Origin of the sequence: Pseudoalteromonas sp. 13-15 (assembly GCF_001468205.2) — a bacterium.
Lineage (GTDB): Bacteria > Pseudomonadota > Gammaproteobacteria > Enterobacterales > Alteromonadaceae > Pseudoalteromonas > Pseudoalteromonas marina.
Window position 1 is genome coordinate 1207031 of the sequence record NZ_CP019162.1, and the last position, 24162, is coordinate 1231192.

The following is a 24162-nucleotide window of genomic DNA, read 5'->3' on the forward strand; positions in this document are numbered from 1 at the left end:
CCCACGCTAAATAAAAGTATTAAGCAACGTACTATTTAACAAAGAGTTTAGTTAATTATTAGCTTGTAACTTAACTATTAAATGCTATATTCAAAGCTCTTAGGTAATAATACAGTCTCAAAAAATACCATACAAAAGGATTGCTAAATGGCTTTGCAAAGTAGAGCTAATAAAGGGGTGCTATTAAGTACTTTACTTCAGGTTGTAATCCTCACTATAGGTATTGTTTTAACTTACTTTCAACAAATTCAGCATCAACAAACCTTAGACTCAAAAGTAACAGCTGCGCTAAATAGCAAGTTAACCAGTTTATCCGTAGGCATAAATAACAGAATGGAGTTATATCAATACGGGTTATTTGGCCTCAAAGGGTTTATACAGGGTATTGGAATAGAAAATTTAAACTACACCGCAATTAAGAGTTATTCAAACGCAAGAGATTACTCCCAAGAGTTTCCTGGTGCTAACGGCGTTGGGTACATAAAAAAAGTAACACATAACGAACTTGCCGCGTTTATAAATAAAGCACAAAGCGAACGCCCCGATAGCCTATTTAATTTTAAAACACTTTCTGAAAATAAGAATGATCATTTTGTGATCCAATATATTTTTCCTGAAAGTGGTAATAAACAAGCAATAGGGTTAGATATTGGCTCAGAAACTATTCGTAAACGTGCAGCATTAAGCGCAGTTTTTGCAAATAATGCGCAATTATCTGCACCTATTACGTTAGTCCAAGCAGATCAGAAAGCTCACCATGGTTTTTTGATTCTATTACCTATTTATAATAGTAAGATCACTCCTACATCTAACGATGAACGCCTTGAAGCACTGCATGGCTGGGCATACTCCCCTTTGCTTATAGACAATATTTTAAACTCATTATTTGATATTGATGAAAACTACTTAACCATCAGCGATCTCAACGATGCAACTGATGTGGCCTTTTTTACATACGGCAATCCAGCAAATAACACTGAATTTAAAGTATCCACGGTGACTAAAGTGATTGGTCGTGAGTGGCAAATAACGTTGCATGGCTCTTACGCGTTTGTAGAAAACCTGCATTTGCCCTATCAGTATCAAGCACTCGTGAATGGTATTTTTTTAACACTCATTGCTATGTTAGTTGTGCTTGCAATACAGTTACAATTTTTTCGAAAAGCCCAAAAAGAAAACTTAAGACGTGAAGCCGAACAAGCACATAAAAATATTCTTGAACAAGCCAATTTAAAACTAGAAACCGATGTAAAACTGCGAACTCAGCAAATAGCTGATATTAGTATGCTACAGCGTAGTATTTTAGACAGTGCTAGCTACTCTATTATAGCTACCGACATAAACGGTTTAATCACCGAGTTTAACCCTGCCGCAGAGAAGTTACTGGGCTACAAGGCATTTGATGTGGTAGGTAAAAAAACCTGTGGCATATTTCATTTAGAAACAGAACTGATAAGAAAAGCAAAACAACTAAGTATTGAGCTCAATAAAATAGTGAGTCCTGGATTTGAAACATTAATTGTAAAAGCAACCCCCACAGAACCCGATGTTAATCAATGGACCTATGTAGACTCTAAAGGCAAGCATATTCAAGTGAGCTTAAGTGTTACGTCGCTGTTGAATAACAGAGCCCAAGTTGTAGGTTTTTTAGGCATTGCGTTTGATTTAACGCAGCAAATAAAACACGAGCACGCGCTTGCTCATGCAAAAGAACTCGCAGAGCAAAGCTCTAAGACTAAATCTGAATTTTTAGCGAACATGAGCCATGAAATACGTACACCTATGAATGGTATTTTAGGTACTCTGCAGTTACTGCAAGAGCAACCGATGAATGATAAATCAACAGACTACTTAAAAAAAGCACTCTACTCTACTCGCTCATTAACCACTATTATTAACGATATACTGGATTTTTCTAAAATCGAAGCCGGTAAACTTTCTCTTGAGCAGAAGGTGTTTGAGCTGGACGAATTAATTCATCATTTAGAGTCTGATTTATTAGTACCTGCCCAAGAAAAGAATATTTATCTAAAATTTAAATCAACGATTCATCGTAAATACTGGCGTGGTGATGCTGTAAGAATAAGGCAGGTGTTTTTAAACATAATATACAACGCAATTAAGTTTACACACAAAGGAGGTGTAACGGTTGAGTTTAAACTAACTGACGATGAACAAGTTTGCGCTATTGTTTCAGACACAGGTATTGGTATTCCAAAAAATGTTGTAAACAGGCTCTTTGAGCGATTTGAACAAGCAGAGTCTTCAACCACGCGTGAATATGGTGGAACAGGGCTTGGATTGCCAATTACGAAGTCGCTAATAAACCTTATGGACGGTGACATAAAAGTAACAAGCGAAGAAGGTGTTGGTAGCCAGTTTTATGTATACCTACCGTTAGAACAAGCTGACAAAATACCAAGCACTGATAATACTGAAAATTTAGATTTTCCCGATCTAAGTAATAAAGTTATTTTGATTGCTGAAGATAATAAAATTAACCAAATAATTGTGAGCTCTTTTCTTGAGCCTACAGGTGCTAAATTAGTCATTGCTAATAATGGTTATGAAGCAATAGATTTATACAAAAAGGTATCACCTCATATAATTTTAATGGACATACAAATGCCAAAAATGGATGGCTTTGAAGCGTGTAAAGCCATAAAAAGGATAGATGCATCACAAACAGTTATTGCACTTACAGCCAATGTACTCTCTGAACAAAAGCAACTTTATGAACAGTTTTTTGATGGTTACGTATCAAAACCTATTGAAAAACAAAAACTAATAAACGCATTACATATTAAAAATAGCTAAAGCCGAAATACCTTAAAAACTGACATATTGGGTATTAAATGGTTATATAAATACTTATAAAGTATTTTTTTCAAAAGCACATAAGCAAATTAAAGGGGGAGTATGCTTAGATTATTTAGTTTATATTTATGTATATTGTTGACCCTATTGTCTTTTAGTACATTAGCTCAATCGCTCAATGATGAACAAATTAAAAAAATTGGGCCCGCTATTTGGCAACAGGTTAATATAAAGTCACCTGTTTCGGGTGAACAAATAATCAGTGCATATCAAAATAAGCAAAGCCCTCTTGTTTCTTTATCTGAAATGCGTGGACCCGCTGTTGCTAAAATACCACTGTCGACTCTGAATGAAGAACGCTGGGTTGTATTACCCCAAGCAAACTACCTAGATGGTGGTATTGCTTATTGGCAAGATACACAGGGAATTCGTTTAATTGCTGATTTTTCTCAGGGTAATTTGTCGCAGTCAGCAATTATAATGCATGGACAAGCGTTTCAATTAAACCTAGAAACAAATTCTCAAGGCGTACTGTGGCTTTATTTAAATGCACGCCATTACGCCAAACCAGTGAGTGTAACCTTTTTAGATGAGCCTACATTTATATACCAGCAGTTTTTTATAAATTCACTCAGTATAATGTCCATCACCATTATGCTCACCCTTGCCTGCATGGCATTCATTCTTTATTTAAAAACAGGTCAAAACGTTGCCTTATATTGTGCAGGTTATATTGGCTTACACGGAATTGGTTGGGCGTTTGCGGCTGGGGTTTTTGGCGTGTTTTACAGCTTTAAAAGCATAAACTCGCATTATCTTGGTATGTATATTTTTTCGTTTGCGATATCTTCAGCCAGCGCCTTTGCCTATTACTTATTTAATTTTCATACGGTTGAAAAAACACGAATAAGCCAATTTTTAAAGTGTTTTTCTTATGTTGCTTTTATTAGTGGCTTTATAAACCTAGTACTACCCTTTCATTGGGTATTTTATTTAGCACACACTTTAGCAGCAATATGGGTGGTACTAACGTTAGTGCTCGGTTTTAAAATGTTGAGCTTAAACGATTTTAGAGCAAAGTACTTTTTAACCGGTAATATTGTTTACAGCCTATCACTTGTTGTCTTTATTTTATCTCACCTTAATTTATTCGTAACGGCTTCAGCTGAACTTTGGGTGCTTGTTGCCCTCGCTATTGATTGTATTTGTATATTACTTTCATTATCCGAATGGCTGAAAATAAAGCAAAACGATTATATCAATGCCCTTGAGCAATCCCGTATTGACCCACTCACAAAAGTAGGCAATCGTTTACTACTACAAGAAAAGCTAAATTCCATAGGCCATTATTATTTAATAGGATTTATTGACTGCGATGGTATGAAATCAATAAACGATCAACTAGGGCATGCCAGTGGCGACAAACTACTTATCAATGTCACTGAATTAATTAAAAAAGAACTGGCCAACCTAGGAGATGTGTATAGAACTGGAGGCGATGAGTTTATATGTTTGTGTTGTGCTTCGTCGTTAAACGAGCTAGAAAAATTGGCAGACAACACATCTAAAGCACTTAATAAAGCGCATATTCAACTAAAGCAAACGTGGCCGCAATCTGGTTTAAGCTTTGGCATTGCTAGCAGCAGTGAGTGCACAGATTATAAAGCATGTTTTACTTTAGCTGATGAAAGAATGTATGCGGCAAAATATGCTCGTAAAAATAATACACCTACTAACCACAATACCACTCAGCAGATTTAAAGCACAAAAAAGGACGCCCAAAGGCGTCCTGATATAGAATGATGGTGGAGGAAGAGGGATTCGAACCCTCGTTAGGGATTAACCTAAACACACTTTCCAGGCGTGCGCCTTCAGCCACTCAGCCATTCCTCCACGGTGTTGCCTAGCAACAGCGCGTTATAGTATGAAATAGGTTACGCAGGTGCAAGGCCTTTTTAAATATGTACTGTTGAATGGCTATTAATCGTGCAGTTATTTACTTTTTCAATAAAAAACGGCTAAACGATAAGGCTTAGCCGTTTTTTATATCAGTCTAGTTACTTTACATTTGCTAAAATTATTTAGCCATACTCGCCGTAAAGTCTAGCATGCGGTTAAGTGACTTAAGTGCACCTTCACGCAAGTCCATATCTACAAATACCTCTTTACCTTGAGGGTCTATTAAGGCCTCCTCAATCGCTTTTAAGCCATTCATCGCCATCCACGGGCAATGTGCACAACTTTTACAAGAAGCGCCTTCACCAGCCGTAGGGGCGGCAAAGAACTCTTTCTCTGGGCATAGCTGCTGCATTTTATAAAAAATACCGCGATCAGTTGCAACAATAAACTTTTTATTCGGCATTGTTTGCGCTGCTTTAATCAGCTGGCTTGTAGATCCAACGGCGTCAGCAAGTGCAACTATTTCTGCAGGTGACTCTGGGTGAACTAAAACGCCAGCATCTGGGTGCAGTGCCTTAAACTCTTTCAATGCTTTAGTTTTAAACTCGTCGTGAACAATACATGCGCCATTCCACATGATCATATCAGCGCCGGTATTTTTTTGAATGTAGCTACCTAGGTGCTTGTCTGGGCCCCAAATAATTTTTTCGCCTTGCTCGTCTAAGTGCTCAACAATTTCAAGCGCGCACGATGAGGTTACAATCCAATCTGCACGGGCTTTAACCGCTGTAGAGGTGTTTGCATACACCACCACTTTACGATCAGGGTGCTGGTCGCAAAATGCTGAGAACTCATCAATCGGACAACCGATGTCTAGCGAGCATGTTGCTTCAAGTGTTGGCATAACAACCGTTTTGTTTGGCGTTAAAATTTTAGCAGTTTCACCCATAAAACGAACGCCTGCAACGATGATCATATCAGCGTCGTGTCTTGCACCAAAGCGCGCCATTTCTAAAGAGTCGGCAACGCAACCGCCAGTTTCTTCGGCAAGGGCTTGGATTTCTGGATCAGTATAATAATGCGCTACGAGTACCGCGTTTTTATCTTTAAGTAATTGCTTAATACGTGCTTTGTACTCGCCTTGCTCGTCGTTTGTTAACGGTGCTGGCTTTGGAGGGAAAATATAGCCTTCAGGCATAATAGTTTGCGCTAAACTCATGTTCTCGACCACTTATTTACAGTGTATAAATTACGGCGAATTATACGAGAATAAAAACATAAATAACAGCAAACTGCTTAAGCTTGTTTATAAAAAAAAGAATGGGATTTTAAAAAGAATTTAGCAGATGGTGGGTCATGATGGATTCGAACCATCGACCAATTGATTAAAAGTCAACTGCTCTACCAACTGAGCTAATGACCCGCTCTAAAATTGTACGTACTAAAAAGATAGTGTTTGCGTAGATCCGCCGATGTTCCAGTTTTTACTTACAAAGCAAAAATGGTGGGTCATGATGGATTCGAACCATCGACCAATTGATTAAAAGTCAACTGCTCTACCAACTGAGCTAATGACCCGCTCTTGGTGTTAACTAATAAATATATATTTCCATGAAAATGGTGGGTCATGATGGATTCGAACCATCGACCAATTGATTAAAAGTCAACTGCTCTACCAACTGAGCTAATGACCCGCTCAAATATAAACTTAAAAGCTTACTTGCGTGAATCCGCCGATTAGAGTTTTATAGAATGGTGGGTCATGATGGATTCGAACCATCGACCAATTGATTAAAAGTCAACTGCTCTACCAACTGAGCTAATGACCCATTCTATAATTTTTAGATTATTGAGTGCAATTAATGCTTTAGTAAATAACCACTTAAAAATAAGTGGTGGGTCATGATGGATTCGAACCATCGACCAATTGATTAAAAGTCAACTGCTCTACCAACTGAGCTAATGACCCGCTCATAAACTTATTCAATAATATAAATGCGTAAATCCGCCGATCCAGACACTTTAAAAGTGGTGGGTCATGATGGATTCGAACCATCGACCAATTGATTAAAAGTCAACTGCTCTACCAACTGAGCTAATGACCCGCTCTGGTATAACTGCTGTATTAAAGTTGTTGTAGACCATTATAAAAATGGTGGGTCATGATGGATTCGAACCATCGACCAATTGATTAAAAGTCAACTGCTCTACCAACTGAGCTAATGACCCGCTCTAATTTACAACTTTGAATACTACGTAAATCCGCCGATAAAAGACCATTTTAAAATGGTGGGTCATGATGGATTCGAACCATCGACCAATTGATTAAAAGTCAACTGCTCTACCAACTGAGCTAATGACCCGCTCTTTTTGCAACATTTTGACTGGGGTAACCATTCGTTTGCTGCGGGCGCTTATAATACTTATTTATAAAATGAGTGCAACCGAAATTGTCTCTTTTTTTAAGTTTTTATGCCTAGTTGACCAATTTTAGACCGCTTATGACAAAAAGCAGTCTAATCAAGCTGATTCAATTAATTAGACAGGCGATCTGTGGCTAATTTTGCAGCCGTTGTACTTGGGTATTGCGTAACAAGTTCGTTAAGTATTTTTAACGATTCGTCTGTCAATCCTTGCTCTTTTAAAAGCGTGCCTAATTTTAACATGGCGTCTGGCCGTTTATTTGAATTTGGATATTCGTTTACAACCACTCTAAAGTGATCAACCGCTTTAACTCCATCATTTTTAATTGTTAATAATTGACCTAACCAATAGTGTGCGTTTGACGCATACACAGATTCTGGATACGTTTTTAAGAACGTTTGAAACTCTGGAATAGCCTGGTCGTAGCGTTTATCTTTCATTATAAGTGCAACAGCACGCTCGTAAGCCTCATTCTCAGATAAATCACTGCTATATGCTTGTGAGTCATTAGGTTGTGCATAGTCGGTTGCAGGCACTGCTGCAGGCTGTGAATACGCTTGACTAACACGGTTTTCAATCTCTTGATAAAGCTCACGCTGACGCTGAAGTACTTTTTCTAGTTTATAGCTTTGCTCTTCCGTCACTCCGCGAATTTGGCTTACTTCATCTTGAAGTAAATTAAGTTGCTGTTGTAACTCGGCTTGCAAGAAATTACGCGATTGCATCATACTTTCTAACGACGCTAAGCGCTTCTCAATACTTGACTGTGAACTCGCAGCTTCTGAAACAGGAGCGGGAGCAGCCCATAACTGGGTGCTCCCGCTCAATATCATTGCTGCCAAAATAATTTTCGGCTTCATAATATCTCTTATCTTAGTAAACTAATACCGCACGGCGGTTTTTAGCGAAAGCTGATTCAGTGCGAGACTTAACCATTGGTTTTTCTTCACCGTAACTCACTACTGACATTTGGCTAGCTGATACACCTAAGCTTAGCAGGTATTTTTCAACTGACTGACCACGGTTTTCACCTAGTGCAATATTGTACTCTGGCGTGCCACGCTCATCTGCATGGCCTTCAATTAATACTTTAACCGATGGGTTTTTTACTAAAAAGTCAGCATGTGCGCGAAGTAAATCAGCATATTTGCTTTCAATTGTCGCTTTATCAAAATCAAAGTAGATTACTTGCTCTTGACGAAGTGCTTCGTATTTTTGACGAAGTTGTTCTTCAGCACGTTCTTCAGGCGAAATTGTTGCTACTTCAACTGTATCGTTGCTAGTTGTTTGCTCAACAGCAGGTTGATTAGATTGGTTTGCAGCACCCTCGTCGATATCTGAAGACGAGCTACAAGCTGCTAATGTCATTACTGGCACAGCAATTAGCAGGCCTTTAAGTATTTTATTAAGTTGCATTGAGTAGATTCCTATTTTGAGTAAACCAGTAACATTACTGTAAATATGGCGACCAAGCTGGCGCCTTTACTTGTCCGTCTAGCACAGGTAATCGTGCTTTAAAGCGGCCGTCCATCGATACTAACGCCAGTACCTGTTTGTTATTATGGAGCGTGCTGTATATTATCATCGAGCCATTTGGCGCTATACTCGGTGATTCATCTAAGCGAGTTCGCGTTAATACTTGAAACGCGCCAGAAGCTAGCTCTTTTTTAGCAAGATGGTACTTACCGTTCGTACGATTAACCATCACTAATTCTTTACTGTCAGGCGTAACTGACCCTGCAAGATTCATATCGCCATCAAACGTTAGGCGCTTTGATCTGCCAGTTTTTAAATTTAACTTATAAATCTGAGCATTACCACCCCTTTCCGAGGTAAACACTATATCTTGACCATTTGGGTACCAAGATGGTTCAGTATCTATGCTACGGTGGTTTGTTAGGCGTGTTTCTTTACGCGTTGCCAGGTTTAGTAAATAAATTTCCGTTGCACCTGTTTTATCTTTTGAAAGGACTAATAGAAGCTCTTTACCATCAGGTGAAAACTGCGGAGCACCATTAATCCCACGATAGCTGGCTACCACTTCTCGCTTACCTGTATATAAGTCTTGGATATATATTTGGCTTTGACGATTTTCAAACGTTACATAAGCAAGCTTGGTACCATCTGGTGACCACGCGGGTGACATTAACGGCTCTTTAGAGCGCAAAAGTACTTGCTCGTTGAATCCATCGTAATCGGCAACAACGAGTTGATACGGCTTATCGTCTTCGTCACGCACAATCACATAGGCAATTTTAGTTAAAAATGCACCTTTTTCGCCTGTTAGTTTTTCATAAATCACATCACTAATACGGTGTGAATAGCGGCGAAACCCACTTTCGGAAATAACGCTTTCTCTGGCTTCTAAAATGTGGTCTTGGCTTTTTACTAATTGCCCATTAGACATCATTTGGGTGTTACCACCCGTAATTTGACCACGAATTACATCCACTAATTCATAACGGACTAAGTATCGGCCATCGGTTTGCTGTTCAACTTGACCAACTAAAACGGCCTCAACCCCTTGATTAACCCATGAGGCATAATCAATTGCTTGGTCCTCGCTTGGTTGTTGTGGCATTTGTGCAACATCAACCGGCTTAAACTTACCACTTCGGACTAAATCAGCTGCAATCACATCACTTAGTTTTTGTGGGATCGGACCTATTCCGGTGTATTTAAATGGCACAATAGCAATAGGCCTTGCGCCATCAACACCTTCGGTAATTACAATTTCAAGTGCAGCATTTGCAATGCCTTGAAACCCTAGTAGCAATACTACACAGGCTACTCTTAGTTTATTGAACATATCATTCCTTTAAAATTCTGGCTTGATTGTTAAGTTAATATTTTTTAGCTGGTCAAACACGTCTCTGTCTTTAGACACAGGTAATGTGTCGGCCATACGAACCGCTCTGAGCGCGGCTTCACACACTAGCTTATCACCACCTAAAGACTTAACTTGCGTAACTAAACCATTAAAGCCAAGACGAATATTCACTCGACATTGTTGGTTTTTCATTTTTTCATCAATTAACAAGTTTTGTTGGATACGCGCCATGATCAAAGCACGGTATTTGTCAACTTCACTTGCAACTTGTTGCTGGCGTATTTTACTACGTGCAGCCTGCTCTTTAGCAAGTTGTTCTTGCAATATTTGTTCTTGTAATGCTTGTTGACGCTTACGTTCAGCTTCGGCTGCACGCTCTTTAGCTTCTTGCTCACGCTTAATACGTTCAGCTTCTGCTTTTTTTAGCGCTTCTTCTTCAAGCTTACGCTTATCTGCAGCCGCTTTTGCTGCCTTTTCAGCCTCTTGTTTTTGCTTTTCTGCTTGCTTAGCTTTGGCACGCTCTTTTTGCTCTATCTCACGCGCCTTTTTTGCTTGAGCTTCAGCTTGCGCTTTTTCTTTCTCTTTGGCTTTGCGTTCACGCTCAAGTTTTTTAATGTTTCGAGCCTCAGATTCACGTTGTTTGCGAGCATCTGCAGCCCTGCGTTCTAAATCACGTATCCGCTTATCTTCAGCACGCTTTTTATCTTTTTCTTTTTTTTGTAGCTCAGCAATTTTTTGCTCAACCATTTTTTGGTCAACCGTTACAGCAGAAACCGCTTTGTCGGGTTCAGGTATAGCTGTGTTTAACGTCACTTCCATTACTTTAGGGGTTGGTGCATGAATGTTAGCTGACGCGTACAACAATCCGCCCAAACCTAAATGCAATACCACCGATTTTACTAATGCACTACTCATCCAGTTAATTCCCCTCAAAGGATTCGGTCATCAATCCCACTGACGGCACACCTGCGTTTTTCAAAAAATCCATTAGCAATAACACTTCTTGATAAGAAACTTTACCAGAACCTTTAATCATTACAGGTACATCTGGATTTTTCATTAACTGCAATTTAATCACGGCGGCTACATCGAGTGCTTCCATTGGTTCCTCTGGATCAGTACCTACACTGACGTAATATTTACCCTCAGCATCAATAGACGCAATGATTGGTGGTGTATCTTTAGTATCAACTAAATCAGATTCTTCCATTTTTGGTAAATCTACTTTTACACCGTGAGTAATTAGTGGCGCAGTCGCCATGAAAATAATCAGCAACACCAACATTACATCGATATAAGGTACTACATTAATTTCTGCTACAGGGCGGCGCTTTTTACGATGATACATTCGCTTGTGCCTCTATTTGTGTAGCTGCTTGACGGTGTAAAATATTAGCAAACTCTTCCATAAAGTTGATGTAGTGAGATTCAAGCTTTTCAACACTGTTTGAAAAACGGTTATAAGCAATTACGGCAGGAATTGCAGCAAATAAGCCCATTGCCGTAGCAATTAGAGCCTCTGCTATGCCCGGAGCAACCATTTGTAATGTGGCTTGTTTTACTTCACCCAATGCAATAAAGGCATTCATAATACCCCACACAGTGCCAAATAAACCGATGTAAGGACTTATAGAACCAACCGTTGCTAAGAACGATAGGCTTTTTTCAATTTTTTCTATTTCACGTGACAACGCTACACGCATTGAACGATGCGTACCTTCCATTACTATACTTGCGCCTTGAAATGTATTTTTTTTATGACGCGCAAATTCTTTAAAGCCTGCTGTAAATAATGCCTCAATACCGTGAGATTGAGCACTACGAGATGAAATTTCGTTATAAAGTTTACTTAAATCAATACCTGACCAAAACTTTTGCTCAAACTTTTTAGCATTCGAAAGCGCATCAGAGATTGCTTTTTTACGTTGAAAAATAATAGCCCACGACATAACCGACATGGCAACTAGCCCTAACATTACTAATTGTACAAGCAAACTGGCTTCTAAAATTAGATCCAAAAAATTAAGCCCTGATCCCACATTAAACTCCTAAATAGTATCAAAATACGTCAATTGTAATGATTTGTGCAATTATGACCGCAACTAAGGTCATTTAGTTGCAACTAGTGTATCGAGTCCATTTCAAACTAACAACGATATTGCTATGAATAGCCAACAAAAAACGTTAAAAATCGGCTATGTTGTTTATTTTTTACGCCTGGTTATATAAATTTTTATTCAAATAAAATAAAAACTCAGGTTCAGCTGCGTAATTATATAAATAAACATCATAAAACACGCCATTTATTCAAAATTAATGCATAAACACGCAAAACCACGTTAACGTTACCTACCAGAATACTAAAACTAATACCGAACAATTATACAAAAATATACTTAAGTACTATTTTTCATTAACTTATAAAATATATGGCTATTTAACGAACAATTTACAAACTACAACAAAACTAAATACATTAGTTTTTTTAATCTGAAAAAACAAATTTTCTAGTTTGAACAATTTTTAGATATTCCGTATTATTCTCCCATACCGAGCTAGCGCATTAAATGAAACTGTTTCATTATGTCCTGTTCTTAGTAATATGATTTTAAGTCGTATTACATTGTTTTACTCTATTTGGATAAAACCTAACAGTGTAAAACATGGTTCCCCCAGATTACTTCCTTTAACTTGTTGTTAGCCCGCATTATTTGCGGGCTTTTTTTTACCTGAAATTTGGCCTAGACCAAAATATACAGATTCATTTAATATTGTTTATTGAGGCAGAAATTTAGAACTAAACCTAGCCAGCCATAGTCAGCACTGACTAAGTTGAATTTTATGAAAGGCACAATAGCGACATACGCCTTAACGCTCTGTGAATTGTTGGTTAACCAGAATTCAGGCTAGTTAATGGTAAGGCAAATGACTTTTAGTAGATAAAATACGTTATAAACGGACGTGCCCTTGCTAACGGTTATTTTTAGCAAGGGTTTAGGAAAGGTGTTTAAAATTAGTCTTTTTTAGGTAACAAGCCAAAATGATGGTACGCATTGTCAGACACAATACGTCCGCGCGGTGTGCGCTGAATAAACCCTTGTTGAATTAAAAACGGTTCAATAACATCTTCTATTGTTTCACGCTCTTCACCAATGGCAGCGGCTAAATTATCGAGCCCTACGGGACCACCCATAAATTTTTCAATGATGGCTAGTAAGTATTTACGATCCATATAATCAAAACCGCTTTTATCTACATCAATCATGTCGAGTGCTTGCTGGGCAACGTCTGCATTTACAGTGCCGTCAGATTTAACCTGAGTATAATCTCGCACACGGCGCAATAAACGATTAGCAATACGCGGCGTACCCCGTGACCGTTTAGCTATTTCACTAGCCCCATCGTCGCACATTTCTAGCTCCAGATAATGAGCTGACCGGCCCACTATATGCGATAAATCCTCTACTGAATAAAACTCCAAACGCTGCACTATACCAAAACGGTCACGCAGTGGCGATGTGAGTGAGCCTGCACGCGTTGTAGCGCCTATTAACGTAAATGGCGGCAAATCCAGTTTGATAGAACGTGCAGCAGGGCCTTCACCTATCATTATGTCAAGCTGATAGTCTTCCATTGCAGGGTAAAGTATTTCTTCAACCTGTGGGCTTAACCTGTGGATCTCGTCGATAAACAGTACATCACCTTCTTCAAGGTTTGTAAGAAGTGCCGCTAAATCGCCTGCTTTTTCAAGTACAGGTCCTGAGGTGGTTTTAATATTTACGTTTAATTCGTTTGCTACAATATTCGCCAATGTGGTTTTTCCTAAACCTGGCGGACCAAATATTAATAAATGATCAAGCGCTTCATCGCGGCTGCGTGCAGCTTCAATAAATATTTCCATTTGCTGCTTAACATGCGGTTGACCTCGGTAATCAGCCAACAGTTTTGGCCTAATTGCTCGGTCAATCGAGTCTTCATTTGTTTTTTCAGTCGCGTCAATTAAGCGATCCGCTTCAATCATGGGTTACTCACAACATCGATTTTAAAGATTCTTTTATAAGAACCTCAGTAGACATATCCGGTTTACTCACCGATTTTACTGCTTTTTGTGCCTGTGGCAATTTATACCCTAATGCAACAAGTGCAGAAACGGCATCATCCGCTGCATGATTAGCCACTAATGCATCGCTGTGAGGCTCTATCACTGCGCTATCGCTAAATGGTGTAAATAAATCATTACCCCAATCTTTTAGACGGTCTTTCATCTCAAGCACTAAACGTTCAGCGGTTTTTTTACCCACACCCGGTAATTTAACCAGCGATGTAGCATCTTCATTATTTACACAGCTAACAAACTGTTGCGCCGACATTCCCGATAAAATAGCGAGCCCGAGTTTTGGCCCTACCCCATTAGCTTTTAAAAGCTCTCTAAATAATGCGCGCTCTGTTTTATTATTAAAACCAAACAGTAACTGCGCATCTTCACGCACTACAAAATGAGTATAAACAATCGTGTTTTCACCCACTTTTGGTAAGTCGTAAAAACAGGTCATTGGCATTTGTACTTCATAACCCACGCCGCTTACTTCAAGTAAAATTTCGGGGGGTTGTTTTTCAACTAAAATACCATTTAAGCGGCCTATCATTGTTATTTCCTTAAGCGTCCTCTAACGGTTTTGCTTGCGCTGCCCGCTAGTTTAATTAAATTTTGTTCTGAATGAGCATGGCAAATTGCTATTGCTAATGCATCTGCTGCATCGGCTTGAGGCGTACCTGGTAATTTTAGAATATTTTTTACCATATGCTGGACTTGGCTTTTGTCTGCACCACCGTTGCCTACTACAGCTTGTTTAATTTGCCTTGCCGAATACTCAAACACTGGCAAATCAGCCATTGCAGCACCCACAATGGCAGCACCACGCGCTTGGCCAAGTTTTAATGCAGAATCGGGATTATGAGCCATAAATACTTTTTCTATAGCAAACGTTTCAGGCGAAAACTGCTCAACAAGTTGAGTGATGCCCTGGTAAATCATTTTAAGGCGTACCGGAAAAGGATGTTCGGCTAATTTTATACAACCACTGCCTAAATAAGTAAATTTAGCACCTTGGTGAGCAACTACACCGTAACCAGTCAAACGCGATCCTGGGTCGATCCCTAAAATAATGGCCAAATCACATTCTCGTTGTTTTTATTGTAAATTAGGCTAATAATGCCAGAGCACTGTATAAAATACCAGTACCAAGCAAAAACAAAAATGCTCGCTTAAATAGCGAGCATTTTAAACGCAATAATAGTTAGTTTACCCTAAAGCGCGAACTAACCCTTGGGTGTTTTGTTTAAGGGTACGGGCAATCATTAAATAACCCAACCCGGCTACAAATAAACCACCAGCAAGCGGGCCTATAATCCATATGTGTGGATGAAGCTTGCCCGTAAGTTCAAACATTTGTTGCTGCACAATCAAAAGCGCTAAGTCGCTAAAAAATGCAGCAACTAAACCGGCTAACCCACCCAATAATAAAAACTCGTACAAGGTCGCATTTTTAATTAAACGGCTTTTAGCACCTAATGTTCTTAAAATTACAATTTCTTGCATGCGTTCACCTAAGCTCGCTTGCACTTGCGAAATGAGTACTAATGCACCGCACAAAACAACAATGGCAAGTACAAAACCAATGGCAAGTGAGACTTGCGATATTGTGGTTTGTATTTGCTTTACAAAGTTGTCTACATCGATTGCAGTAATGGTTGGATAGGTGCGCAGCAGTTGGCTAAAGTCGCGCTTTTGCTCAGGTTCTATCCTAACCGACGAAATATACGTTGCCGGAAAGTCTTTAAGTACATCTGGGCTGAGTATAATAAAGAAGTTGGGTTTAAGCGTTGCCCAGTTAACTGTGCGAACGCTGGTAATTTTAGCATCGAACGACTGCGCGCCAATTAAAAAGGTAAGTGTGTCGCCAATTTCAACATCAAGGCGCTCTAACATCGACTCTTCAACTGATGCCTCGGCCACTGCGTTTTCACCAAACCATTCACCTTGAATTATCTCGTTTTGAGCCGGTACATCTTTAAGCCACGTTAAGTTTAGCTCACGGCCAATACCCGAACGCGCTTCTTCATCTTTTTTCTCATTGTCTTGAAGAGATACTTCACGTGCAACCAACTCACCATTTACCGCGTTAACACGCCCTCGAATCGTTGGGTAGAAGTCAGACACTAAAATGTCTTTCTCAGCAAGGTAATTATTGATTGGTTCAAGGTCGTTTTGAGTAATATTAACTAAAAATGCATTGGGCGCATCGCTTGGTAATTGCGACTGCCAATCAGCAATCATGTCATTTTTAAGCACAACTAAAAACAGAAGCAGTTTAATGGCGAGCGAAAAACTAATAAGTTGAACTGCATTTACATTGGCACGCTTTTGAATCGACGCAATAGCCAATGACCAACTATTACCTGGTTTTAAACCCAGTTTTCGGCCACCGCCAAATATAAGTTTAGATATTAAAAACAACACGCCAATTAAAGTTAGTGTGGTTATAAATAATATTAGCGTTATTTTTATATTGTTACTAAATAACCACATTAACAAAAACACGGTCAATGCACTCATACCCAAGTGCACGCGGCTCACCGCTAGTTTGTCACCTAAATTACGACGCAGTACCCTAAGTGGCGGAATATCGAACAAATCAAATAACGGTTTAATAGAAAACATAACGGCGCAAATTACACCCGTACTAATTGCTACAAGCCAAGGCTTAAATCCACCCACCGGCAATTCGCTTCCCATACTTTTTGAAAGGTATCCGGTGGCTATTTCTTGCAAGCCGTAACCAATCAATAAACCTATACTCACAGCCATTGCACATACAAGCAATAAGTGAAGCATGTAAATTTTACGGATCATTGAGCGACTGCCGCCCAATGTTTTCATCATCGCAACAGGGTCATATTGGCGCTCGCAGTATCGTTTGGCTGATACAGCAATCGCTACTGCAGCCAAAATAATACCTAGTAAACCCGCTAACAATAAAAAACTCTCAGCTCGGTTTAAACTGTTTGAAATTGGTGATTGACGGTCTTTAACACCGTACCATTGTTGGTTTTCTTTCATTTGTGGCTTTAACCAGTCATAAAAGCTGTTTATGTCGTCTTCACTACCTGCATAGAGCTGACGATAAAAAACACGGCTCCCAGGCTGAACAACCTCTGTTTTTGGCACATCTGCAATATTTATTAATACACGACGGCTACTTGAGAATACATTAAATGGCGCATCAGGCTCCTCAACGATCACTTTTTCAACATTAAATAACGCAGCACCTAGCTCAACTTGCGAGCCAATATCAATGTTTAGCGAGTAAAAAACTGACTCACTGAGCCATACATTACCTGGGTTTGGGCCGCCGTTTGCAATAACCGTTTCACCCAGTAATGTGTTTTTTACTTTTAGCTGCCCTTTTAACGGGTATGCGTCTGACGCTGCTTTCACCGAGCTAAATTGCATTTCATCATTAGCAAATAACATGGTGTCGAAGTACACCATTTGCGCGGTTTGTAAGTTTTGACTTTTAGCTCGCTCAATAAAAGCGGTGTCAATGGCATGGCTGCTTGCCAATACTCGGTCAGCAGCAATAAACGCACTGCTTTTTTGTGCAATGCTTTGTGCTATTCGATCTGTTACCATAGACAAGGTAAGTACAGTTAATACTGCTAAAGCAATAGCTGCACTAATTACCGTTAGCTCACCTCTTCGAAATTCTCGCGCAAATAATTTAAGCGCTAATTTAGCCCACATTTGCAACGTCCTCTGCTTCACTTTTTACAAGTAAGCCTGCTTCTATCTGAATAATATGCTCACATTTTTGAGCGAGTCCTTCATCGTGCGTCACTAAAATTAGCGTTGTACCATGTTGAGAATTTAAGTCGAACAGCAGCGACTCAATCATTTTACCGTTCTTACTATCTAAGTTAGCTGAAGGCTCATCGGCAAATAAAATTTTGGGTGTGCCAATAAAAGCGCGGGCAATAGCAACACGCTGCTGCTCACCACCCGAGAGCTGAGATGGGTAATGATCTGTTCGGTGGCTTAGGCCTACTTTTTTAAGCAAAGCAAGTGCCTGCTCCTTAGCATCACTTTTTCCCGCTAATTCTGCAGGCAACATTACGTTTTCGAGAGCGGTTAAGCTTTGCACCAACATGAAAGACTGAAATACAAAACCAATTTTAGCGGCACGAAGTGCTGCACGCGCTTCTTCGTCTAAATCATGAAGCGGCTCACCGTCTAAAAATATTTCGCCATTAGTCGCTGTATCCAAGCCTGCTAATAAACTCAACAAAGTAGACTTACCTGATCCCGACGTGCCAACAATAGCAACAGACTCACCGTGCTTGACATTAAAGCTGATGTCGCTGAGGATGGGCAACTCACCTTCAAAGGTAGTTACTATTTTAGACAAACCATTAACTTGAATTATATTTAATTGAGAAAGCGCTGACATATGACTCATTCAATCCTTCGTTTAGTATTCATTTTATTTTTAGTTATCAAACCGCTGAGTGCAGCAGCCGACAACACGATTTTAATACTTGGTGACAGTTTAAGCGCAGCCTATGGCCTACAACAAGAGCAAGGCTGGGTAAAATTGTTACAAGATAAGTACAATGACGAGCAAGCCGACATTGCACTTGTAAACGCCAGCATTAGTGGCGAAACGTCTGGCGGTGCACTACGCCGTTTAGATGCATTACTTACCCAATACCAACCAACACACGTACTTATAGAGCTTGGTGCAAATGACGGTCTTCGCGGATTTCCGGTAAAAAAAATGCAAGCTAATTTGACCTCGCTGATACAAAAAAGCCAAGCAGCTAATGCTATGACCGCGCTGATGGAAATTTACATTCCACCTAACTACGGCCCTCGCTACAGCAAAATGTTTACTGATAGCTTTAGCCAAATTAGCGAAGAAACTAATACGCACTTATTAAACTTTTTTATGCTCAATATCGCTGATAAACCAGAGCTAATGCAAAACGATGGGTTACACCCTAACAAAAAAGCACAGCCGTTGATACGTGATGAGATGTACGACTCGATCAAAACTTGGTTGAATAAAGACTAAAAAAATAACCTAGCTTAAGTGGGCTTTTTAGCTCACTTGCCTAATAAACACCCAAACAAACAATCGCTTATTGATTTTTAAAAAAATACACGTACTATTGCACTCAATGTCGGTATGTAGCGCAGCCTGGTAGCGCACTGTCATGGGGTGGCAGGGGTCGAGAGTTCGAATCTCTCCATACCGACCAATTAACTCCCTCCTGTTTCTATAATTAATCTTCAAAAAAGTATTAACCCGAAAAATTAATTTACTCAGAGATTACTTAAACCAGTAGTTCTATGGCTGTCCATTGCGCCTAGAGAACAGTGTTTATCAATTGGTCCCTACTTAGTATGCAGCAATATCTTAAAACCATCCTTACGTGTCGACATTCCACCAGGTGCTAATTACTAACTTAATAAAACGACAAAGTAACAAAACCCTTTTTAGTTTTTAAAAGCACATGAAGGCACTAAATATACTTTAAGTATATTGTTATTCGCTTAAGCATAATCTGGATGAAATATAACAAGCGCGGCTAACGATACACGTTTAATTTACAAAAAATCTCAACAAAATTTCTTAGTATAGTAAAGAAAACAAATAAGTCTGCACACTTATTGAGCATTTTATTTAATTAACATATGATAGGGTTTTATTTTTACGGTGTTGAACATGGACTTTTCAGCTGAAGAATTAAATTTTATCTCTGACTTATTTAAGCCAGAAGATCAGGAAGTAAAACCAAATCATAAGCTTACTTTACAAAGTAGTGTGCCCGCAGGCATTGCGCACCTATTAAGCAATGCAAGCTTAACGCTATTAGCAAAAGTTGCGCACTATCAATTGTGGTTTCCACTTGATTTAAAAATAGATCCCTCTGGGGTTATTAACCCAACACTCAGTGCGCCTGAAGTTATTGATACTAAAGGCACACAGCGCAGTTGGCGTTGGAGCCAGCTCAATATAAAAAGCGAAGGTTTTTATATTGAGTCTATATCTAGCACAGGGATTTTTTTAAAACCTCTAAAAGATAACAGCCGACTGGGTAATATGAAAAACGTGCAGTTTACATTACCAAACGAAGAGTGTATTTCAATTGATATAGAGCCTATTAGGCAAAATAAATCAGGAATGGCTGCAAAAATTACGCGTATAATTACCGGAAAAGAGCAGTTAAGAACCTACCTATTTGAAGAACATAAACGCCAATATTCGGCATTATATGAAAATGGTCAATTAGTAAACGAAATACGTTAATATACGAGTTATGCAGTAAAGCCTTCATTTATTTAGCCTAAATCGGTTTTTTACCTTTTATATTTCTTAGCCTTGCTTGATGTTTTAACTCATTTTAAATTTTGCAAAAAAAAAGCGCTAAACAGCGCTTATTGATTTATATGTAACTAGTGTTTGGGCTTTACACCGTTACGAACCATATCTTGCCCATTAGTATATACATCTTCGGTGATACCGCGGGCCAATAATAGCTGCTGTTTATCATCAAATACGGCAATAAAACGGGTGCCGTCTGAGTTTTTAGTGGCCATACCAACGCCAGATACTCCTTTTAACCCATAACCGCCGCTTTCAACTTCCAGTAAAAAAGCCTCTAAATCAGCTAAGTTATCGATTACATCACTTTCGTTATTCATTTTAAAACTCTTTTAATTTCTCTGCTTTATGCAAAGTGGTTATTCGTAATGCTGGTTATTTTATCGAGCTGGTACTTAAAATCCAAATAATTACGCCTTAAACTTAAAACGACTCGACCACCAGCGATAAATTACTCACAGCACAACCAAATGGTTTGGTGTTTATTCGGTCATAGCGTGTATCAGCATTTGTATTCAGGCTAATTAAAAATTCATCTTGCTGAGCAACCGCACTTTGCTCTTGAGCAAGGCACATAGCTTGTGTCAAAGAGCGTAATTTAGCATCCGTCAATATGCTACCAAAACGCTGAACTGGCAATGGCGGAATTTTAATTGCTGGCAACGTTTTCCCCAATGTGCGCTCGCTCAAAGTAAATGAGTTATTGCTCACATCAATTACACTGCCAGAAGGCCAATAAGAATAGCGGTATTTCTGAGGTTTTGAATTTGTCTTTTGCTCAGGGGGATGCACAGCAATGTTTGTTGCCTCGGGAGTTAAATGGACCACACCATTTTCACCTACGACCGTTATTAAATTACCTTCTGGCGATTTTATAACAACCAAGGCGGTATTCTCGTCTACACCAAAACCATACTGTGATGTAGCTTTACCGTTGCTTAAAGTGTCAATCATCATGGCCAATTTAAAAGTTTGGTTTTGCTCACTAAAGTGCGTACTTAACACACCATAATTAAACGTTGCTAAGCCCTTTTTAGTGGTCAGGGTTTCCCCTTTTAGTACATTTGTACTTGTTACGTTTTTATTTGTAATTAAGCTATTACCTTGTATGGCGCTCCCCTCACCTATTCCCACAATAACCGGGCTTGTTATAAGTGAATTTGTCCATGGGTAAGGCTCGTTTTCATCATTAAATAAAACGCTATGCAATAACGCAGTATCGCCACTATGAAACATAACGCCGGTACTGTTTTTTATTAATGTGGTTAATGCAACTACTCCACTTTTACACAAGCCGTATTCGGTTTGAGTTTGCAAAGGATAAATTGACTCTCGGTTATACACTTGCATAGCGCTGTTTCTTAGTGAAGGCAGTTGATCGCACCGACCCGTAGTTATTGCCTTTGCAAGTGCAGGCGTTAATGCAAGCCACTTGGTACTTATTTGTGATTCTGCTAAAAGAGATGTTGCCGCTTCAGCATACGCGTATGGATCACGACGCGCTGCAGTAATAACAAGCATGGTCGGTTTAGCGCTATTTACTTTTAGGCTACCGGTAATAAATTGTAAAATATCATTATTTTTATAGCGTGAAGTATTAATTGCTTTGCTATTTATTTTTTTATCATTTTTACTTTCTGACACTTCGAGCATATCAAGCACATAATTGTATTCATGCTCCGATAAGCTTTCTAATTGCAAATTATCTACGTCACGCCACTGCCACAGTAAGTTTTGCTTTGAAACATGCTTAGGTCCATTCTTTTGTAATTGTTTTAGCACGTCTAGCGTCGCTTTTTTATTAGAAAGGCTACTGTTTGGCCAATTTTTTGCTATCAGCTTTATCTTATTAATAGTAGGTGAGTATAATTTTTGGGTTATATTTTCAACCTTCTCACTCCTAGTGCACGAGCTTTCAGCGCACATGCGTGGCTCTGATCCTAATAAAACTAATGTTTGGCTTTGTTGTTGCGCGGCTAAATCAACCGAAAATACAGTACTTACTAGTGTAAAAATCGCTGTTAATAGCATGTATTTATTAAATAAAATTTGATTGATCATAGTAATAGTCTTAAAAGTGGTAAAATGCGCTGCAAGCTTAACAGTTTAGTGGCTTGGGCTAAATACCTCGCTTACATAACTAACGGTGTATTTAATTCAATTTTATTTATTACAGCTTTGGATTAGTTTTTTAAGAAGTAACTCAATTATGTCTATATGTCGCATTAAGTTGCAGCCTATTTTAGTCAGCGTTAAGCTAGCGCTTTATTTCATTAAATATTGATATACCAAGGCTTTATAATGACTGACAGCACATACCCAATTGGCACACCCGGTACTAAATGGAACGACGACGATAAAGCTCAATGGCTTGCGAGCCAAGTTATAAAGCGTAGCTACCAAGATGAAGTGTTAACACTAATTAACAAGCTTAAAGGCACATTAACGGTTGAGCAATATGGTGAGCTTAATTACAACGATGGCTGTTATCCATTATATGCCCTGCAAACACCTAATTTTGATGATACCAAACCAACGGTTTTAATTACCGGTGGCGTGCATGGCTACGAAACCAGTGGTGTACATGGCGCGCTTAGATTTGCAAAAACCTCTGCTTTAAATCATTCAAAACACTTTAATATAATTATTACTCCCTGTATTAGCCCTTGGGGGTATGAAACAATTAACCGCTGGAACCCAAGCGCAATAGATCCTAACCGCTCCTTTTACGAAAATAGCCCAGCACACGAGTCTGCCGCTGTTATGGCCTATGTAAAATCATTAAATATTGATCTACTAGCACACATTGATTTACACGAGACAACAGACTCCGATAACAGTGAATTCAGGCCAGCGCTTGCAGCACGTGAAGGCACAACTAATACAAACTGGAATATTCCTGATGGGTTTTACTTAGTTGCTGACAGTACAAAGCCAGAGCCAGAATTTCAAAAAGTGATTATTGAGGGCGTTGCAAAAGTTACGCATATTGCACCAAGCGATGAAAACAATGCATTAATAGGCGTACCGCAGGAACAATTTGGCGTTATAAATTACGCAGCACGCAAATTAGGTTTATGTATGGGCTTTACTGATGCTCCTTTTGTAACAACAACAGAGGTTTACCCAGATAGCCCTTCAGCCAATAGTGAACAATGTATATTAGCGCAAGTTGCTGTTATTGATAGTGCTTTAAATTATTTACGAAATGAAGGCTAAATTACTAGTTGCTACGTTTATTATAAGTGTGTTTTATTAAACGTAGTAACAAGTCTGTAATATAAATAGAGAGAAAGCCTTGCAAGTAGATAAAAATGAGCATTATGACTTTTCATTAAAAAATGACTATGGCAACGTTAACTTTTATGTAGATAACAACATAATTGTTGCTGAATTTTCAGGTAGCATCGATACCGATATTCTAAGTGTGTATGGTGAAAAGCTCATTAATACTACTGCACAATTTAACGGCAACCCTTGGGGCTATATTAGCGACTCACGAAAGGTATTAGCAGCGACGCCTGAAGCCGAGTTATTGCTCACTAAAATTGGCAAAAAAATGCAAGCTGCAAATTGCTTTATCAGCGCGTATGTAATGACATCGGCCATCGCAATCAGTCAAATGTCGCGGGTTTTAAATAGCGTTGGCAGAGACGGCACTAAATGTATATTTAGTGAGGTTGAAAGTGCCAAGCAATACGTTATTAAGCACCTTAAAAACAGCCAAGCGGATTAATTATTTAATCA

At 39.0% G+C, this 24162-nt stretch carries 20 protein-coding genes and 10 tRNA genes; 7 read left to right on the top strand and 23 right to left on the bottom strand.

Going from position 1 to position 24162, the window contains the following annotated elements; genetic code table 11:
• Nucleotides 1–147 precede the first annotated feature (147 nt).
• Both ATS72_RS05565 and ATS72_RS05570 read left to right on the top strand, forming a co-directional pair.
• The gene (locus tag ATS72_RS05565) at nucleotides 148–2817 is read left to right on the top strand and encodes a CHASE domain-containing protein (protein WP_058429116.1); all 2670 of its coding nucleotides are present in this window, start codon (nucleotides 148–150) and stop codon (nucleotides 2815–2817) included.
• 102 nt (nucleotides 2818–2919) lie between these two features.
• The gene (locus ATS72_RS05570) at nucleotides 2920–4578 is read left to right on the top strand and encodes a GGDEF domain-containing protein (protein ID WP_058429117.1); all 1659 of its coding nucleotides are present in this window, start codon (nucleotides 2920–2922) and stop codon (nucleotides 4576–4578) included.
• 42 nt (nucleotides 4579–4620) lie between these two features.
• Here ATS72_RS05570 and ATS72_RS05575 read toward each other — a convergent pair.
• From ATS72_RS05575 to ATS72_RS05675, 21 genes are all read right to left on the bottom strand, one after another.
• Nucleotides 4621–4710, bottom strand: a tRNA-Ser gene (locus ATS72_RS05575).
• Between the two features lie 184 nt (nucleotides 4711–4894).
• Complete coding sequence (gene nadA, locus ATS72_RS05580) at nucleotides 4895–5935, bottom strand: quinolinate synthase NadA (RefSeq protein WP_058429118.1); 1041 nt, start codon at nucleotides 5933–5935, stop codon at nucleotides 4895–4897.
• 128 nt (nucleotides 5936–6063) lie between these two features.
• Nucleotides 6064–6139, bottom strand: a tRNA-Lys gene (locus tag ATS72_RS05585).
• 79 nt (nucleotides 6140–6218) lie between these two features.
• Nucleotides 6219–6294: transfer RNA gene (locus ATS72_RS05590), tRNA-Lys, on the bottom strand.
• A gap of 40 nt (nucleotides 6295–6334) precedes the next feature.
• Nucleotides 6335–6410: transfer RNA gene (locus ATS72_RS05595), tRNA-Lys, on the bottom strand.
• 59 nt (nucleotides 6411–6469) lie between these two features.
• Nucleotides 6470–6545 (bottom strand) — tRNA-Lys (locus ATS72_RS05600).
• Nucleotides 6546–6609: 64 nt separating this feature from the next.
• Nucleotides 6610–6685, bottom strand: a tRNA-Lys gene (locus ATS72_RS05605).
• A 60-nt stretch (nucleotides 6686–6745) separates the two neighbouring features.
• Nucleotides 6746–6821, bottom strand: a tRNA-Lys gene (locus ATS72_RS05610).
• Nucleotides 6822–6869: 48 nt separating this feature from the next.
• Nucleotides 6870–6945 (bottom strand) — tRNA-Lys (locus tag ATS72_RS05615).
• A gap of 58 nt (nucleotides 6946–7003) precedes the next feature.
• Nucleotides 7004–7079 (bottom strand) — tRNA-Lys (locus ATS72_RS05620).
• Nucleotides 7080–7250: 171 nt separating this feature from the next.
• Complete coding sequence (ybgF, locus tag ATS72_RS05625; RefSeq protein WP_008131976.1) at nucleotides 7251–8000, bottom strand: tol-pal system protein YbgF; 750 nt, start codon at nucleotides 7998–8000, stop codon at nucleotides 7251–7253.
• 13 nt (nucleotides 8001–8013) lie between these two features.
• Nucleotides 8014–8556 (bottom strand): peptidoglycan-associated lipoprotein Pal, encoded by a 543-nt coding sequence (gene pal, locus ATS72_RS05630; protein WP_008131978.1) that lies wholly within the window; start codon nucleotides 8554–8556, stop codon nucleotides 8014–8016.
• A gap of 34 nt (nucleotides 8557–8590) precedes the next feature.
• Nucleotides 8591–9949: a Tol-Pal system beta propeller repeat protein TolB gene (gene tolB, locus ATS72_RS05635; RefSeq protein WP_010557248.1), complete on the bottom strand. Its 1359-nt coding sequence runs from the start codon at nucleotides 9947–9949 to the stop codon at nucleotides 8591–8593.
• Between the two features lie 9 nt (nucleotides 9950–9958).
• A complete protein-coding gene (tolA, locus tag ATS72_RS05640; protein WP_058429119.1) occupies nucleotides 9959–10885 on the bottom strand; it encodes a cell envelope integrity protein TolA in 927 nt (308 codons plus the stop codon).
• A gap of 4 nt (nucleotides 10886–10889) precedes the next feature.
• Nucleotides 10890–11318 (bottom strand): protein TolR, encoded by a 429-nt coding sequence (gene tolR, locus ATS72_RS05645; protein WP_006794474.1) that lies wholly within the window; start codon nucleotides 11316–11318, stop codon nucleotides 10890–10892.
• A complete protein-coding gene (gene tolQ / locus ATS72_RS05650) occupies nucleotides 11305–12009 on the bottom strand; it encodes a protein TolQ (protein ID WP_006794475.1) in 705 nt (234 codons plus the stop codon). The genes tolR and tolQ overlap by 14 nt, the downstream gene beginning before the upstream one ends.
• A 974-nt stretch (nucleotides 12010–12983) precedes the next feature.
• Nucleotides 12984–13991, bottom strand: a complete 1008-nt coding sequence (gene ruvB / locus ATS72_RS05655) for a Holliday junction branch migration DNA helicase RuvB (RefSeq protein WP_006794476.1) — start codon at nucleotides 13989–13991, stop codon at nucleotides 12984–12986.
• Between the two features lie 7 nt (nucleotides 13992–13998).
• Entirely contained in the window at nucleotides 13999–14616 is a 618-nt protein-coding gene (ruvA, locus tag ATS72_RS05660; protein WP_058429120.1) for a Holliday junction branch migration protein RuvA, read from the bottom strand.
• Nucleotides 14617–14618: 2 nt separating this feature from the next.
• Nucleotides 14619–15143, bottom strand: coding sequence for a crossover junction endodeoxyribonuclease RuvC (ruvC, locus tag ATS72_RS05665; protein ID WP_058429121.1), 525 nt, complete (start codon nucleotides 15141–15143; stop codon nucleotides 14619–14621).
• Between the two features lie 129 nt (nucleotides 15144–15272).
• A complete protein-coding gene (locus ATS72_RS05670; protein WP_058429122.1) occupies nucleotides 15273–17774 on the bottom strand; it encodes an ABC transporter permease in 2502 nt (833 codons plus the stop codon).
• Nucleotides 17764–18477: an ABC transporter ATP-binding protein gene (locus tag ATS72_RS05675; RefSeq protein WP_006794480.1), complete on the bottom strand. Its 714-nt coding sequence runs from the start codon at nucleotides 18475–18477 to the stop codon at nucleotides 17764–17766. The genes ATS72_RS05670 and ATS72_RS05675 overlap by 11 nt, the downstream gene beginning before the upstream one ends.
• On the opposite strand from ATS72_RS05675, the gene ATS72_RS05680 reads away from it, so the two are divergent.
• The 3 genes from ATS72_RS05680 to ATS72_RS05690 all read left to right on the top strand — a co-directional run bounded on the left by ATS72_RS05680 (nucleotide 18478) and on the right by ATS72_RS05690 (nucleotide 20340).
• A complete protein-coding gene (locus ATS72_RS05680; protein WP_010557243.1) occupies nucleotides 18478–19101 on the top strand; it encodes an arylesterase in 624 nt (207 codons plus the stop codon).
• Between the two features lie 110 nt (nucleotides 19102–19211).
• Nucleotides 19212–19288: transfer RNA gene (locus tag ATS72_RS05685), tRNA-Pro, on the top strand.
• 467 nt (nucleotides 19289–19755) lie between these two features.
• Nucleotides 19756–20340, top strand: coding sequence for a hypothetical protein (locus tag ATS72_RS05690; protein WP_039037915.1), 585 nt, complete (start codon nucleotides 19756–19758; stop codon nucleotides 20338–20340).
• A 146-nt stretch (nucleotides 20341–20486) separates the two neighbouring features.
• Here the strand turns inward: ATS72_RS05690 and ATS72_RS05695 are convergent, their stop codons facing one another.
• A complete protein-coding gene (locus ATS72_RS05695; RefSeq protein WP_006794483.1) occupies nucleotides 20487–20735 on the bottom strand; it encodes a hypothetical protein in 249 nt (82 codons plus the stop codon).
• A gap of 103 nt (nucleotides 20736–20838) precedes the next feature.
• Nucleotides 20839–22476, bottom strand: a complete 1638-nt coding sequence (locus tag ATS72_RS05700; RefSeq protein WP_058429123.1) for a hypothetical protein — start codon at nucleotides 22474–22476, stop codon at nucleotides 20839–20841.
• 240 nt (nucleotides 22477–22716) lie between these two features.
• On the opposite strand from ATS72_RS05700, the gene ATS72_RS05705 reads away from it, so the two are divergent.
• Entirely contained in the window at nucleotides 22717–23634 is a 918-nt protein-coding gene (locus ATS72_RS05705) for a M14 family metallopeptidase (RefSeq protein WP_058429124.1), read from the top strand.
• A 79-nt stretch (nucleotides 23635–23713) separates the two neighbouring features.
• Nucleotides 23714–24151 (top strand): hypothetical protein, encoded by a 438-nt coding sequence (locus ATS72_RS05710; protein WP_008132022.1) that lies wholly within the window; start codon nucleotides 23714–23716, stop codon nucleotides 24149–24151.
• Nucleotides 24152–24162 lie beyond the last annotated feature (11 nt).